Raw genomic sequence first — 15,510 nt, 5'->3', positions numbered from 1 at the left:
TCTATAACCTAGGGCCTAGCACCTTTTTACCCGCCTATCGATTGCAGTCGCTTGATCTCCGCTACTAACTCAGTCACCAGGCTGCGCTTCATTTGGGCGTCAAAGGTGTTGCCACCCACCTGCAACTTCAGCACCACGGTATCTGCGCTATTGCCCCCGGGGGCATTCGCGCTAGATGTGTTCGTGGTGGTTGTAGTGGTTTGCTGGATAGGTTTAGCACTGACAGCCGCGGCGGTTTGCTGCTTGGCCTCGGCCTCGCTTTTGGCTTTAGCAGTTTTATCGGCTTCTTGCTGGGCTTGTTTGGTTTTGCGCTCGATATCTTGCGCTTGCTTTAAGTCACTCAGGCTCTTTTGCAACTTGGTAATTAACTGACTATCACCGTAAGACTTGGCGGTTTCAATTAGGCTTTCAACTTCTTTTAACTCGCTGGCAAATTTACGTTCAGCAATGGCCGTTTCGTTACCCAAGGCAGCATCTAACCTGTCTTGGATATCGAGCGTAGTTTGATTGATTTCATCCGTTAACGCTTGGAACTTTGCCCGAGCCTCATCAATTGCTTTGTTAAGTGGCGTAAGTTGGTTTTCAGAAAGCTTAATCACTGAGTCATTGGCTAAATCAGCAATGCGTCCAAGCTCCTGCAAGCTGAGTGAACCGCTTTCAATTTGCGCAATCCAATCACGCATACGAATCGCGTTATTAATTTCGCGGCGCTCACGCTTTTGATCTGCCCCCTCAATTTGATTATCCAATTGCGCTAACCTTTCGGTCATTTGTTCAATGGTAGCGCTTGAATAATCGTACTCTTTATTGAGGGAGATCATCACTTCACGGGTAGCAACAGCACTACCACGAAACTCATCAATCGAGCTTAACTGTTCAACAATGGCCTTGGCGTTTTCAATCCCTGCAGCGGTGTTTTCCTTAGTCGCCTTGGTATTTTCTTTAGTCGCCGCGGTGTTTTCATCGGTCTTTTTGCTGCTTTCACCCAGCACTTTGCTCAGTTCATCCAAGGTGCCTTTAAGTACCTGAGACTGACTATCGTACTCTTGCTTAGTCACTAACCCCGCTTTAAAGCTACGCTCCAAGGCTTCAAGCTGCACTTGGTATTGCGCCTGCATAATCAGCAGTTCGCTATAGTTGGCGTTTTCAATTTTTGCCAGTTCAGCGGCTTGGCGTTTTAGGTCGGCAAGATTAGCTTCCTCTTTGGCGAGTTTGGCTTTAGTTATCGCTAGTTCACTACTGGTTTTATTTTCATCCTCAACCGCCTTTTGCAGTTCACGAATCGCTTTTTCAGTGGTGAGGATTTTTTCTTGTAAGGCTAATTGCGCATCGGACAATGCTTCGGTTGAACTGGCTGAGCCTTTGGCGCTGGCGATTGACTGATCATAAGCCCGCGCCAAATCTTGTTGGGCGTAGGTTAGTTCTTTCTCAGTGATCAAACCTTTATCATACTGAGACTGTAGTTCTTTACGCTTAGCAAGGAACTCCGTGGTTAGCTCGGTTTGAGATTTTTGGACCTTATTGTTGTTGTCAATTTCAGCACTGTTAACTTTTACCGACTCATTCAACAACTTAAGCATGTTGGTGTAGGTTTCACCACTTATAAAACCTTTATCATAGCTTTCTTGTAGCTCAATCCCCTTTTTTCTAGCTTCATCAAGAGACAGAGTCTGTGCTCTTAATGCCGCAGAATTTTCAGCAAGAGTGAGAGTCTGTTTGGTCGTAACATCCAAGCCCTTAGTTTCAGCTTCGGTTTTTTTAGCGCTGGCATCAGCCGACTTATTTTTTAATGCAATCTCAATATCAAGCTCACGATTAGCGAGTACAATTGCAGATGTTAAGTCACGATATAACGTTTCTGACTCCGCATTATATTTATTGCTATCAAGGATATTTTTTAGGTTTGCTTGTTGCTCTGCGCTGAGCTTATTAATTGCACCCTTATATTGATCAGCCGAATCCAAAAGCTTTTCGTAGGCGAGTGAAGATTCACCCGCCATACGTTTAACAGAGTTTTCAATGTCCTTGAAATCCTGTGCAATAGCCGTTTTGGTATCACCCATTCGTCTACGCAGATTGTCAATCCAACCAGTATCCACTTTGATACCGGACAATGCGGCAGATCGTAACACAAGTTCACCGATCTCATACGTGACACCCTGTATTCCGAGTGCTGTTAAATCAAATGTAGATTTAAGGCTGTTAGTGAGTACCGAAATTCTACTGAAAGACGACTCAAATACGTTGAGATCATTACCAGTTAAACTGCTTGTAAAATTCTCAACACTGCTGGCAAGTTCAAGGAACCCCTCCATTAATTGTGGGAGCCATTCCATCAAACCAATGACACTTTGTTCAACATCATCTATAGCATCACTTGTACCGCGAATAGCGCGGTCCGTGTCATACGAAAACGCCTGTCCAATGTCAGTGGTGAGTTGGTGAAACTTATTTGATAAACGACCAAGTGCAGACTCTTGGGTTGAGTAAGCTTTAATCGCTTCCTTCATATGGTAATCGCCATCGGCATAGGCTTTATTGCTAAGCTCTAATGCAGTTTTCAACCGTTCAGTGCCGCCAGCTAACACAGTTAAAACACCTGTTGCCTCGGTGCCATCAATACCCATGGCCTTAAGCGAATCAGCGACTAAGCCGCCCTCAGCCTTAACCTGTTGTAACCCCTCGAGGAATTTAACTAACACCTTTTCAGGCGCATCACCAAGATCTTGCTCAATTTGCTTGGCAGTTAACCCCGTGATCTTCATTAAGGTTTCAAGTGAGTCACCACCCTTTTTGCTGGCGCTATTAATCTCAGCACCAAGGCGTTGTATTGCCGTGCGCGAACGTTCTGCAGGCTGTCCTAACTCGGCTAAGGTAGCTCCAAAGGCCGCTGCTGCCGCACTGCCTAAGTTAATTTCACGGGTACCTGACACAATCTCCTTTGTCATGTGCACGATATCGGCTTCGGTCACCGCAAAATCATTACCCAATGCCACAACTGATGATGACAAATTGTGGATCTCTGGGATACCTTCTTGAGTCATGCCAAGGATTCTGGCCAACATGGTTGCCGCTTCATCGCCGGCTAAGTTGGTTGATAACCCCAACGCATCAGCCGCAGCCACCAAGCTGAGAATATCTTCAGTCGATTTAGTCCCCAATTGCCCAGCCACTTCGGCCATGCGCAGCAATTCATTGGTACTGTTTGGGGTGACGTTTTCGCTGAGGTTTTTAAGCTCATCGGCCATTTTCACCACAGTTTCACGGGCGTTACCTGTGGTTTTTTCCACCTTGGTAATGGCTGCTTCTAACTCACCGTAGTTTTCAACCCCACTTTTAGCCGCAGTCACCGCTTGCTGAGCGGTAAGTAATGCCGCATAAGCCTTGGCTAAGGTTTGCACCGCTTTGGTGGTTAATGCCGTTTGAGCATTGGTTGATGCCGCAACTGTTTTATTCGTTTGCAATAAGGCGTTATGCACAGTTAGCTTTTCATTCACGCCTTTAAGTGCTTGTTCTGCTGCCGCTTGCTTTAGTTTTAACTCTTTACTGGCATCACCAAGGCGTTCCATATCCACGCCAGCTTTTTGCAAAACAGCTTGCTGCTTACCGAGCTCTTGCTTATTGCGACTCACAGACGAACCAAGTTGAGTCAGTTCACTACTGGCAGTTTTAACTTTAAGCGCATACTCTGCTTTTTTACGGCTGGCCTCATCGACAGCGGTGTTTAATTGATTAAGGCCGCGGCGCTCCTGTTCGAGTTCTTGGCTAAGCTTTTCAGCGCTAGCAGCGGTACTCCGCTGGGTGGTTTCAAGCTGTTGTAAATCAGCTTTTGCCTTTGACAGTGCCTGCGCTTGGGCTGCCGTGGCCTGTGCGCCTTTGCCTTGGGTAGCGCTTAAGCGCTCAACCTCAGCACGGGCCGAGGCAAGCTGATTATCGTATTGCGCTAATTGCGCCGCGGTTTGGTTATATTCGCCCTCTAATTTTGCGGTTGATGCCGCCGCTTCACGCTGGGCGGTTTCAAGGGTTTTAACCTCGGTCGCTGCTTGTTTTTGCTCGCGCTTTAATTGATCAAGCGCAACACTGTTGTCGCTAAACGCCTGCTCATTGCGGCTAATCGAGGCGGTTAACTCGTCAATGGCGCGGATGGCTTCTTGTTGTTGTTTTAAATCATCTAGTTGCTCATTGAGCCTTTCGCTCTCGCGCCCCAACTCCTGCAACGCTTGCTCAGACTTTTTGGCCTCAGCCGAAAACAGATCCTTACCTTGGATAGTTAGATTGACTTCTTGATCATTAAAACTCATGGCATCACCAATGGAATAAACAAACCAAAATAAAAAGCCCACAGCATTGAATAAATGCTGTGGGCTAGAGGGTTAAACAGAAGGATTAAGCGGCGCTACGGACGAAGAACTTAGACTTACCTGTGGCCACGATTGAACCGTCAGCAAGTACACCGCCTTCGATATCAAACGATCCAAAGTCATCGCCGATTAGGTCCATACCCGCTGTCGGGCTTGGGCTCCACTTGAAAAACTTCAGCGTCCACGGTTTACCTGTTGCATCGTTAACACCGTCAATCACCACAGGCACCACCGCACCGGATTCGGTTAATGCTTGCATCGCATTACCCGCTTTTTTGGTGTAACTGACCTTAAGCGCTTGGCCTTCGGTAATGTCACCAGTTGATAACGCACGGATACCGCCTGCGCTCACTACATAGTCAGTGTCTTTGACATAGGTGACTGCGCCAGCTTCGTTTGTTACCTCAGTTACTCCGGTGGTGTCTATCATAAACTTGGTATCGGCTAGGCCGTCCAATACTGCGGTGATTGGCTCATCATCCACTGTGCCAGCCGTTAACACTTCCACTTTACCGCGCAGTGCTAACGCCATGTTAGCGTTGCTAAAGTCGTTCATAGTGAATGACAATTTAACCGATTTTACCTTGGTAATTTCAGCAGCATTGCCGCCACCGCCACGGTAGTTTGGTTGGGTTTTGGTTTCTTGCTCGATGGCAATTTTTACGCCTGAGGCGTTGCCAACGTCACGGCCAGCAACGTAAACGATGCCTGAGCCGATGTAACTTTCAACGACTGTTTCACTCATAGTGAGTCTCCAAATTTAACTGTATTAACAAGGGATAGGGTGAGCACCGCTAACCCGTGTTTTTCGTGGGCTTCGGGCATGATGTACTTGCAGGGTTCTAGCTCTTTAAAAGTGATCACCAATGGCAACCAACTGAGTTTTTCAACTGTGCGTTCATCTTTGTAAAAAGCTGTGCGGATGGCGCGCACAAGGTTAATCAGATCAGCAGTTGGCGTTGGGGTTTTATCAACAGTGATACCCGCCACTACTTGCAGCACCAGATCATCACGATAACTATCAACCCCGTTTTTAGCGACAAAGCCATCAGTAAACGGTTGCAAAAAAATAAACTGCTTATCCTTGGCTACACCTTGCGCGTAAAAACCTTCGCGCACGGCCGCGCCTTCAACCATTTTTAAACGGTCGATAATTGCTTGGATCATGGGGAGTCCTTAAAAAAGGGATAGGAACAGCGAGGCCCTAGGATCTATAACCTAGCGCCTATCTATTCGTGTACTGGCCGTATTTACTTCGCAGATGAGCAATAATCGGCGGCTCAATATCGTCGCGGATTTTGCGGAAACTGCCTGCCACTGAAGGGCCGTACATGGCTTTTTGACCTTTAAGCTTGCGCCAACTGTTATCGCCTTTTTGGCGCTGGAACATGATTTGATTGCCGTTTTTACCAATCACGGTAAAAGTACCTTTAAACCAAACAGGCTGATTGCGCAGTGCGCTAACCATATGGCCGTCGGTTCTTGAACGGCCGTTTTTGCCTGTGCGGGTTAATGCTCTGGCAAATCTGGTTAAGGTACTGGCGCGATAACGGGCGGTGATCACCCCTTTTAAATTACGCGGGTCCACACTTACCGAGAGGTGTTGCTCGATATAACTGCGGGAGTTATAGCCATAGCGGTTAAAGATGGCATCTACCGCCGCCTTTTCACCAAATTTAACCGTGTCTTCAATGGCACGATTAATCGCGGGTGCTTGGGCGGCACGGATGCGGTTCAGCTCCTTTGTTACCGCCTCCATGCCTTCAATCTTTATCCGAGCCATGAGCTAGTCCTCAATCGTGATATAGATAAACGCCACGCAAACGCTATCCATGCTTACCCGCTGAGTGAGTCGGCCTTGTTGGCCGTTGGGGATAAATGCCCCGCTTTCGTCAACACTGCCTAAGGCAAATTGATCACCTGCACTCACGGCGCCCTCACTGAGTAAGAACTCGGCACGGCTGATGAGCTCGGGCACATACTCATTGGCTGAGGCGGCAATTTCGGCGCCGTTATCATCCAAGCTCACCAGGCGAGTAAATGGCACGGTGCCATCCACTGGGGTAAATTGGCACGGGTCAGCCAAGCGCTTAAACACCCGTGCCATTTTACCGTTCACCCGGTCGGCAAAGTTTTTGCCCACGTTAGGCATTGATCTTCACCCAAACCGTGGTGGATGGGTTGCCCGCCGCCACCCATGCTTTACCGACTTTAGTATTGTCGGTGGCGGTGGTGGTGAGTTCTTTTGCCGTATCGTCCCAATACAGATCAACACCTTGGGCTACCACATCGGTGGATTTTTTAGGCAGTTCAAACACGCCTTCGGTGAGTGCTTCGCCTTGTGTATTTTCGGCAATAGCGGCAATAGCTACAACTAACAACATACCGAGCAATACGGCTTCACCGCTGGCAACTGCGGCGGTGGGAGTAAAGCTGATGGTCTTGCCATCTTGAATGTAATTTTTCATGGGGTTTCCTTGAGATAAAGAAGGGACCAGACTCTAGAATCTAGAATCTATAAGGGCGCACAACTGCATGGATGCAGGCGGTAGAATAACGCAGGAGCAGTTATCGAGCCCGTTCTAGCAGCGAAGCGCCCTGCTTTATTAATTACACGCCTGTTGATTTCACCAAACCACGGTAATCAAGCGGTGCCACACCTGCATCGATGCGCACTTTAGTAGCCACACCGTCAGTGCTGAATCCATCCATTTGCTCGATGTAGGGCGTGTCGATACCGTCGAGGTATGCCACCTCAATAGTGTCCTCCCCCTGAGCAGCCGCCAGATACCAAGCCTTGTCGCTATTCGCTTTCAAGCGTGGCTCGGAGATCACTTCCACCATATCTTGAATTGGGTTGGCAATACCTGCGTTAACATCAGAACCTTTAACAGAGCTAGATTTGATGATTTGGATAAACTCACGGCGCAGATTAGGTGGGCACAGTGCAAAGGCGGGCTGAATATTCAGCGCTTCTTCGCCTAATGTTTGCGATTCCATGAGCTCAGATAGCGTGCTAATCGCGGCTACCGATGGCGCACCCGCACCTAAGTTTTTGTGAGTGGCATGGAACAGCGCCACGTTATCACTCATCTTGACGTTGCCAGTGATGACCGCCCAGAACAGGTTACCCACGGTGCGTTTTGCCGCTTTACCCATGGCTTCAGGGATACCCATCAACATACTCATGTCGTCGTTGATGATCGCCTGACGGGTTAATGTGAAAATCTTACCGTAGGTCGCCAGCATGATTTTTTCACCACGGTCACCGATAGTGCCGTATTTGTACTCAGCACCTTCTTCAACTTTTTCCAATGCGCTGAAATCATTCAGGCCGACACGATGGGAAATTTTGAAGTCGCTTAGCTGCCCCTTCTTGGCGATACGCTCGAAGGACTCAACCTGAGAAGTCCAACCTTTTAGCACTGATTTATTAGCCACATCTAGCAGAATGTTGCCAAAGTCAGAGCTTGAATGAGTAAACGCTAGGCCAACCATTTGCATCACATTCATGCCAGCAGTGCCAATACCGCGATCGGCCAGTGATGCCCGCGCCAGTTCGCGCAGGTTATAGCTTGCATAACCGTTATCAGCTTCTGCTTTCGCGTGGCCTGAGCGCGCCATTAGCTGGGCGCGGATCGAGTCGCCAACTAAGTTGCCGTTGCCAGAGTGAATAATCACGCGATTTGGCATGGCCGCCGCTGGGGTGGTGTTTTCGCCAAGCTTAGCCAAGATCATGTCTTTGGCTTTATCGGCATCAATGGTCGCATCAGCGATACACTGATTTTTTAACTCTGCAAGTTGCGGGAATGCCGCAAAAGCCGTGTTAATGCCATTCATGCGCGCAGTGTTTAACGCAATCGCCGCCGCTTGAATAGTCGCTGCATCTGGTTGTGCCGCTGGCGCGGGTTGATTTGATGGAGCAGGAACCTGAGCATTTGGCGCAGGTGCGGGTTGTGGTGCAGGCGAAGGAATGTTTCCCTTGGGTGCAAACAGGTTTTTTAGATGTTCAGGCATATTGGTAAAATCCTTAAGACGTTTTGAATTAAGTGATGCCGCCATTTGCAGCGGATCGGTTAGTGTGTTGGCAAAACCTTTTTCCACTGCTTCGCGGCCTGTTAACCATGTTTCAGCGGCTAATAAGGCGTGAAGTTCATCTTCGGGTAAGCCTGTTTTTTGTTGATAAGCCCCGACTAAGTTACCTTCTACTTTGTCGAGTAAATCGGCGTATTTGCGCATATCATCCGCATCACCGAGGGTGCCACCCCAAGGTTTATGGATCATCATCATGGAGTTTTCAGGGATGATGATTTCATCAAATGCCATGGCAATCACACTAGCCATCGAAGCAGCAAGGCCATCGATGTAGCAAACCTTGTGCGCAGGGTGGCCCTTGATCATGTTGTAAATCGCCATCCCCTCAAACACATCACCGCCTGGCGAATGAATACGGGCGGTAATGGTGCCCACTTTGCCTAGGGCCTGTAGATCACGGGCAAACTGTTTAGCTGTAATTCCCCAGCCGCCAATCTCGTCGTAGATCATCAACTCGGCATTGCCGTTTTGTGCCTTGAGGCTATACCAGCTTTTGCTTGGGTGAGACTCGTTGTTAATCTGGCTCAGCGTTGCGGCGGGCGCGATCAGCGTTCCGCTTGGCAGCATTGCGCTTAGCGCTGCTGCCGCTATTGCTATCTTGGTTTTTTTCACTATTTGGATCTCCTAGCGATGGGTCGGGGTCGTTGGCGGTCACCATGTGGTTTTCACGGTTGTATTCCACCTCGCGTTTACGCTGGCGCTTGACTTCGGTTGGGTTGCGGCCTCGGGCGCGGGTCCAATCGGCCTCAGTGGCTACGTTGGCGGCAATCATCATTTCCCAACCCTCGGCCTCTTTGCGCGGGTCAATCCACGGCATGGTTGGGCCGTAGTACACCGCATCAAATAAGGTGCGCATATCGATATCAGGCGGCAACACTAAAGGATCCTGCTTGTTGAGCATTTCCATTTTTAGCCAGTTGCGAAATACAGGGCGCGACCAACCGGCACAAAACCATTGCTGCATAATGCGGTTGGATTCGTCTTGCTCAACTAGCTCTTGGCGCTGGCTTGAATAACTGCCTTTGTAGTCGCGGGCAATGCTGGAATAACTGCCACGGCTACCCGCTGCAACGGCCTTCATTTGGCCGTTGCGAAATTCCACCATATGGACGTTGGGTCTATTACTCTCAATCATCCCAACATCTTCACCGGGCTTGAGATCATCGAAGGTCATGCCTGGGGCGATAGGGATTTCGCGGCTTGACGATTCACCACTTTGGTCTGGTTGAAACATGCTGGCATCACCACGCTTGATATAAAACGCCAGCGCAGCGGCAATCCTTGCGGCTACTCGCTCGGATTCTTCATAGTCCTTTATGTCGGCTAGGCGGGTTAAAATGCCGTGGAATATCGACACGCCGCGCAGTTGGTGCAGTCGCTTGAATAAGCCTAAGTGCATCATGCTCGATGCGGGTATCACTTTGGTTTTGTAGCGAAAGCCAACTTGATCAGCGGGGTGATCCAGCAATACGTGATAGTTAACAACTTGGCCCCAGCCGTTAACCTCAAGCCCTTGGCGTACCCGCTTGGATACGTCATTAAACTCGTAGGGGATAAAGTCGGCTTCTAAGGCTTCAATGCTGTATTGAGTGCCTTGCTCGTTTGGGTGGCCGAACTTCGACACTTTTCCCATCACATGCTGACCGAAAACATCACCATCCCGCAGCGCGCTACGCAGCACTAAGCGTTCAAGCTCAGGGCGGCTAAAGCGGCCTGTGACATCGCACTTAAGCGACCACGCACCGAAACGGCGTTGAATATCGTTGGCTAAGTCATCAAGGATTTCACCGCTAATGCTGCGAGGCTGCGGCTCAACAACAATCCCTTGGGCACCAATAACCCGTTCTTCAAAGCGGTCAAGGATACCGATACTTAAGTCGTGGTTTTCATCTAACCAGCGAGCTTGCTCACGCAGGCTTTTACCCGCAGCAAACACCGCTTGGTTAGCCCCGCGACTTTCCTTTTTAGCGCGATGCGTGCGGCTTGGGCTGGCGGCTTCATACCCTTTCAGGTTGCGGTAGCTCATTGCGGCCGCTTCACGCTGTAATGCTAAACGCGGGGCAAATATCGCCAGCGCATCATTGATAATGCTCATTTAAGCCCCTAGTGAATTAATTTAAGAAAAAATCGGTAAGAGTGGAAAACTGGTAAATTTGTAAAGGAATAACGATCAAAGCCGCCAGATAAACAGCAAAGATATAAATAAGGTCTTTTACATCTTCACCATAGTTAATTTCTCTGGATGGCGGCGGCACTGGAGGCGATGGTGGATTGCGTGTATCAATTACATTTTTCATTAGCCAAATCTCGCGAGTTTTACCCCGCCTTGTGGGCGGCTATAGGCTGATAAGCGGCGTTCCCATTCAAGGCGACCTGCGCGGATTTCGCCTAGATCTTCTGTGGTCATCGTCTTGCCGTTGATCGTGGTTTGCTTACCTGCCAACACATCAAGCTCGGCCTGAAAGTACGTATCGATCATCTGTTGGCATTGGGTTTTGGTCATGCTTTTATCCTTGGCTTTATGGTATTAACTACAGCCAACCGCCAGAACTGCCACCACCGCCACCGTTTAGGTAAGCCGCATTCGCATTGGCCTGTTTTGCGGCTTTAGGTTTAGGGTCTTTTGGTTGCTCGCTTGATGTGGCGATCGGGGTGACTTTTGTAAGCTTGTCGAGGTTGATGCCAAATTTTTCAATGGCGATATACAACGCGGCCAAAGCGTAGACGAAACAGTCCAGTGCCTCGTTGCGGCGATTCCCCGCATCCCAGCGGTAGACAATGCGGCCATCTACCCGCTTAGGAATTTTGCGTTCGGCAGTAAGCTGTTGCAGTTCTATATCGTCACAAACCGCTTCGTTAAGCGGGAAGTGAATTGCACCAGGTTTACGCACATCCACATCAGGGGAGATGCGTAACATCGCCATGATCAACTCTTTGGCGTTGTCGGTACCGACTTCGGTTAAGTACACGCCCTTGGCGGTGCGCTTACGCGGGAAGTTGGCGATCGGCTTGCCGTAGACGTTGGCGCCTTTGATCGGGATTACCCGCATGACGCCAAGCTTTTTACTCATGCTGTAGACTTCATCGGTGTAGTTACCGCCTGAGTCCCAACAGGTAATACCGATATTGAGGATCACCCCATCGGCACGGCTATAGCTTTTTGCGATACGCTCGGCCACTTTGTCTGTTAAGACTTGGCTTGCAGGTTCACCATATAAAATAAAGCGGTCGATTAGCGCGGCCTCTTTACCCGCGCCCCATCCCCAAATGCGGCCCTCATAACGGTCGTCTTGGGTATCGATACCGCAGGTGAGATACACCACCCAGTTGGGCACTTTGCCACTGGGGTACATTTCGCAGCGGCGTTTTAAATCTTCCCACTCTACCCGATCGCCTGTGTCGTTATCCCACGGCAATCCCAGCTTGGTGTTGACAAAGGTTTGCAGCTTTTCTTTATCGCCTTTGGCTTTAAAGAACTCAGTAACCAGTTTCGCCCAGCTGTTGAGCGAGTTATACGCCGACCAAATGTGAATCGAGATGCTTGACGGTGTGCTTATGTCATTGCCTTCGGCATCGTAAAAATCAATAAAATCGCGGGTGCGGATGCCGGTGTTTTCACATATCCAAATCGCGCTTGGGTGCAACTCCATATCGTCGAGCTGATTGTTTTCAATGCAGCAACCGCAGTGCTCGCACAGGTAATATGCGGTGCTTGGGTCGTGCTCGCCCTTCTCATTCTTGCGCCACTTAATGCCGAAGGGTTCTTCGGCCCCACCCCATTTAAGCGATTGCAGTTCGCCACAGTGTGGGCACGGTAAATTGAATTTAAAAAAGTGCGGTGATTCACTGCAGGCCTTTTCGATCTGGCATGTGCCGAGCACTTTAGGCGTTGATCCCCTAATGGACTTGGGGAACATCGACAGTTCGATACGGGTATCACCTAATGAGGTGGCGTTACCTTCGTGCTCGATGGATTCGTCAAAACCCGCTAGCTCGTCATAGATAACATCATCGGTGGAGATCTCACGGTAGTTAGCCGCAGCGGTACCACCGCGCACCATTAGCGTTTTGCCGTTGGTGAAGATTTTATCTTCAAGCGTGCTGTATTTATGTTTGCGCCCCATCCAAGGGGCAAGCGCACGCCAAACGGGGATATCGCGGATCGCCGTTTCAACGTGCTTTTTCATAAAGGTTTTGGCTTGTGCATCACGCGGCTGGTAGATGAGCACGTTGCGCTTTTTGTGCTCAATCTTGTAAGCCGAGTTAGCCATCAGCATTTTGGTGTAACCGACCCGCGCCGACTTCATTAAGTTAAGCGTGCTGATTTGGTCGTTACCCATGGCATTAAGAATGCCAATTTGAAACGGTAAACTTTCCCACTTGCCTTCGGTATAACTGGACTCCGACGACATGTAAAAATGTTCGTCGGCGTATTCTGAGCAAGTAAGCATGGGCGGGCGATAAAATCCACGCAGCCCAGCAGCCACGGCAGCTTTCAGATTTTTAATCTGTGCTGCCGATATACTCATGTAGTAGATCCTCGATACCCGCTGCCAGTTCGGCTACGGTGTTTTGACTTTTAATCACCTCCGCTCTAAAGGCGTCGATATAGCGTTCTGGAATGTCGGGGTATTTGCGCTTCATCCGAATGTGGGTTTGATCCAACACTGGGGCGATTTGGGCAGAGATTCGATTGAGCACAAAGGTACAAAAGCCGACTTCAACGACTTCTTGGCGCTCTTTTTCGTTTTTAAGTTCTTGCCCGTCTGCTTGAGCTTTGGTTAAGCGCCAGCGCTCATAGTCGAGATCTGGCTTTTCTGGATCATCCTCATCGGGTTTGCTGAGGTGTTTTTTACGCTCGTTAGCCACGCGATTAGCGACCACATCTGACATGGTGTATAGGCATTCACGGCCTTTTTTGCTGTGAACGGGCACATCCCATTTATCAAACGCTTGGGTACTGATGCCGAGACTTTTGCACAGGTCGGTTTTATTCAGCAGAACAGGCGCTGTCTCTTGGGGTTGAATGCGGGCCATTGCGTTGTTCTACCTGTTTTAACTGTGCCTTTAGCACTTGTGTTTGCAACTCATGCCGCTCCGCGTCGCGCCTGTCTTTAAACGCTTGATATATCCAGTTAACAAGGAATGTGAGCACTGTTAAAAATATCCCTATCCACAGCGCTAAATTATTCACTGTAAACACTCCTCCGGCTGCGGTTGTAGCGGATGCACTATAAGACGCAGCGGCGAGCATTTTTTGCGTGCCAACTTCGCGGATTGATTCAGTTGAGTTCATTGGATTTGGTCTCACGCCATGTTTCGAGGTTTTGCCAATCGGTATCGCATTTGCTGATCACTGCTAAGAGTTGAATGATGCAATCGGGCAGATCGGCATTAGCGTCTGAGCTACATTCGGCTGGCAGGCACTGGCTCATTAATGATTGCGGCGGTAACACATATTGGGTCTGCTTGGTGACTACGGTGCGCGCAATAGGCGGCGTGCTTGAGCAGCCGCTTAACATCATCAGGCACAGCAGTATTAGCCCAACTTCGGGTTTGTTCATTGGCTGAGGTCCTTAGTTTTTTAATTGCTTCTCGCTGATCGGCAAGCTGGCGATCAATCTCGGCCTTGGCTTTGGCGGCTTGTTGATTGAGTGCTAAGGCAAAGGCGTAATCCTTTGCGAGTCGGTCACGTTCAATGGCTTGTGCTTGTAATTCGTCGGTAATGGTCGTTAGGTCATCCTGCAACATGCGCTGGTTGATAGCGGCAGACTCTAGCTGTGCATTTTTTAGGGCTAGGTCGGTTTTGGTGGCGGTGAGGCTAATACCGAGTAATGCAATCACCAGTATCAGCGCGCCGATAATGTACAAGTGCAAGGTGCCAGTGGCGTTAATGAGTTTTTGGAACATAGAGATCCTTAAGGCATATCGCCTGTTCTTTTTGGCGCCGTACTTCTAAACCAGACAATTTGACGTTATTGGCATAAACGAAACCATTGCAGCCATGTTTGCCGCAGGCTTCGGTGAGTTGACGACAAGCCGCTACCCGTTCGCCACGCTTTAATAGCTTTAGCAAAGTGGAGGATTGAAAGTTACCCGCGCCAAAGTTGTAAATGAGACTGATGTACGCCGCGTGCTCACCTTCGGTTAACTGCACCGGATAAGTAAGGCGGCGCAGCTGGCGATCCGCTTTGCCTAAATCCTCGGCGAACATTTCAATGCATTGCTGGTCGCTAAAAAACTGGTTGAGTTCAAGCTCGGGGCCTGTGTGCCCAAAGCAAGCGGTGAGGATTTGCACCGGATCAAGATAGGTGTGCAAAATCGGCTCACCGTTTGGGGCTTCGGCTGGGGCAATTAAATTCGCCCCTGCCAATGCAACAGCGGAGGACAGCCCCAGTGCCATGAGCTTTTGCTTTAATGACATGGGCTACTCCTTAAGATATTGGTTAGCCTTAGCGCGGCCAACGGTTAGATCAACGGTGAGGTAAGCCGCCTCTAACAGCTGATGTTTTTAGTGTCTTTCAACGTCCGTGGCGGTGAGCATGTCTAAACCACGGCAACACAGACCCACCACGGCCACCATTGCAGCGACCGCTTTTGTTCAGCGGGGGTTGGCTAATATTTAGATTGGGTTGGCAAATGTTAAGGAATTAACTGTATCTATTGTTTTTCCTGCAATGTTTTCAACATAGCAAGTTTGATAATGCTGTTCTTCGTTTGATACGTTGTAACAAACTCCAAGATTTTGAACTGCTGAATCATGTACGATGATTTCTGTAGTGCCGTTACTACGCTTATATTTTTCATATGACTTTGCAGAAACAACAGCAGAAGATTCTGCACCATCATCAAAAGGCACTTTATAAAATTTGAGTGTAAACATAGTGAGTTCCTAAGTAGGTAATTGAGTAAGTAAGTTAGGTAAGTATTAGTACGCTACAGATGCATTAACGGGGCGCGAACCCGAACTACGTCATGCCGTTATCTTTTCAAGATCGGCCACCTTTCGCTGACTGCGTTGCTTTTGCTTAGAGCAAGGCGAACTCTCTTTTGC

Annotated in this window: 17 protein-coding genes; all 17 read right to left on the bottom strand. The window is 49.1% G+C overall.

Annotation, left to right across the window (positions count from 1 at the left end; genetic code table 11):
- Window positions 1-26: 26 nt before the first annotated feature.
- On the bottom strand, window positions 27-4,301 hold the full coding sequence (locus L2744_RS00300; RefSeq protein ID WP_248990165.1) for a phage tail tape measure protein: 4,275 nt from the start codon (window positions 4,299-4,301) through the stop codon (window positions 27-29).
- A gap of 85 nt (window positions 4,302-4,386) precedes the next feature.
- A complete protein-coding gene (locus tag L2744_RS00295) occupies window positions 4,387-5,106 on the bottom strand; it encodes a phage tail tube protein (protein WP_248990164.1) in 720 nt (239 codons plus the stop codon).
- The gene (locus L2744_RS00290) at window positions 5,103-5,528 is read right to left on the bottom strand and encodes a hypothetical protein (protein ID WP_248990163.1); all 426 of its coding nucleotides are present in this window, start codon (window positions 5,526-5,528) and stop codon (window positions 5,103-5,105) included. The genes L2744_RS00295 and L2744_RS00290 overlap by 4 nt, the downstream gene beginning before the upstream one ends.
- A 58-nt stretch (window positions 5,529-5,586) precedes the next feature.
- The gene (locus L2744_RS00285) at window positions 5,587-6,144 is read right to left on the bottom strand and encodes a hypothetical protein (RefSeq protein WP_248990162.1); all 558 of its coding nucleotides are present in this window, start codon (window positions 6,142-6,144) and stop codon (window positions 5,587-5,589) included.
- Between the two features lie 3 nt (window positions 6,145-6,147).
- A complete protein-coding gene (locus L2744_RS00280) occupies window positions 6,148-6,513 on the bottom strand; it encodes a hypothetical protein (protein ID WP_248990161.1) in 366 nt (121 codons plus the stop codon).
- Window positions 6,506-6,829, bottom strand: coding sequence for a DUF2190 family protein (locus L2744_RS00275; RefSeq protein WP_248990160.1), 324 nt, complete (start codon window positions 6,827-6,829; stop codon window positions 6,506-6,508). Before L2744_RS00275 ends, L2744_RS00280 begins: the two co-directional genes overlap by 8 nt.
- A 142-nt stretch (window positions 6,830-6,971) precedes the next feature.
- The gene (locus L2744_RS00270; protein WP_248990159.1) at window positions 6,972-9,068 is read right to left on the bottom strand and encodes a ClpP-like prohead protease/major capsid protein fusion protein; all 2,097 of its coding nucleotides are present in this window, start codon (window positions 9,066-9,068) and stop codon (window positions 6,972-6,974) included.
- Window positions 8,971-10,551: a phage portal protein gene (locus L2744_RS00265; RefSeq protein ID WP_248990158.1), complete on the bottom strand. Its 1,581-nt coding sequence runs from the start codon at window positions 10,549-10,551 to the stop codon at window positions 8,971-8,973. Before L2744_RS00265 ends, L2744_RS00270 begins: the two co-directional genes overlap by 98 nt.
- Window positions 10,552-10,567: 16 nt before the next feature.
- Window positions 10,568-10,753: a hypothetical protein gene (locus tag L2744_RS00260; protein ID WP_248990157.1), complete on the bottom strand. Its 186-nt coding sequence runs from the start codon at window positions 10,751-10,753 to the stop codon at window positions 10,568-10,570.
- Entirely contained in the window at window positions 10,753-10,959 is a 207-nt protein-coding gene (locus L2744_RS00255; RefSeq protein ID WP_248990156.1) for a DUF6148 family protein, read from the bottom strand. Before L2744_RS00255 ends, L2744_RS00260 begins: the two co-directional genes overlap by 1 nt.
- Before the next feature lie 28 nt (window positions 10,960-10,987).
- The gene (locus L2744_RS00250; RefSeq protein ID WP_248990155.1) at window positions 10,988-12,985 is read right to left on the bottom strand and encodes a phage terminase large subunit family protein; all 1,998 of its coding nucleotides are present in this window, start codon (window positions 12,983-12,985) and stop codon (window positions 10,988-10,990) included.
- On the bottom strand, window positions 12,960-13,493 hold the full coding sequence (locus L2744_RS00245) for a terminase small subunit (protein WP_248990154.1): 534 nt from the start codon (window positions 13,491-13,493) through the stop codon (window positions 12,960-12,962). Before L2744_RS00245 ends, L2744_RS00250 begins: the two co-directional genes overlap by 26 nt.
- Window positions 13,447-13,752: a holin gene (locus L2744_RS00240; protein ID WP_083848322.1), complete on the bottom strand. Its 306-nt coding sequence runs from the start codon at window positions 13,750-13,752 to the stop codon at window positions 13,447-13,449. The genes L2744_RS00245 and L2744_RS00240 overlap by 47 nt, the downstream gene beginning before the upstream one ends.
- A complete protein-coding gene (gene lysC, locus L2744_RS21680) occupies window positions 13,739-13,978 on the bottom strand; it encodes an Rz1-like lysis system protein LysC (protein ID WP_376711921.1) in 240 nt (79 codons plus the stop codon). The genes L2744_RS00240 and lysC overlap by 14 nt, the downstream gene beginning before the upstream one ends.
- Window positions 13,863-14,366 (bottom strand): hypothetical protein, encoded by a 504-nt coding sequence (locus L2744_RS00235; RefSeq protein ID WP_248990153.1) that lies wholly within the window; start codon window positions 14,364-14,366, stop codon window positions 13,863-13,865. Before L2744_RS00235 ends, lysC begins: the two co-directional genes overlap by 116 nt.
- Window positions 14,347-14,880 carry a lysozyme gene (locus L2744_RS00230; protein WP_248990152.1) on the bottom strand — a complete coding sequence of 178 codons (534 nt, stop codon included), beginning with the start codon at window positions 14,878-14,880 and terminating at the stop codon, window positions 14,347-14,349. Before L2744_RS00230 ends, L2744_RS00235 begins: the two co-directional genes overlap by 20 nt.
- Window positions 14,881-15,078: 198 nt before the next feature.
- Entirely contained in the window at window positions 15,079-15,339 is a 261-nt protein-coding gene (locus L2744_RS00225) for a hypothetical protein (protein ID WP_248990151.1), read from the bottom strand.
- Window positions 15,340-15,510 lie beyond the last annotated feature (171 nt).

The organism is Shewanella profunda (assembly GCF_023283765.1).
GTDB classification, from domain to species: Bacteria; Pseudomonadota; Gammaproteobacteria; order Enterobacterales; family Shewanellaceae; genus Shewanella; species Shewanella profunda.
The sequence above is the reverse complement of the archived record's forward strand: the minus strand, read 5'-3'. Positions and strand labels throughout refer to the sequence as shown.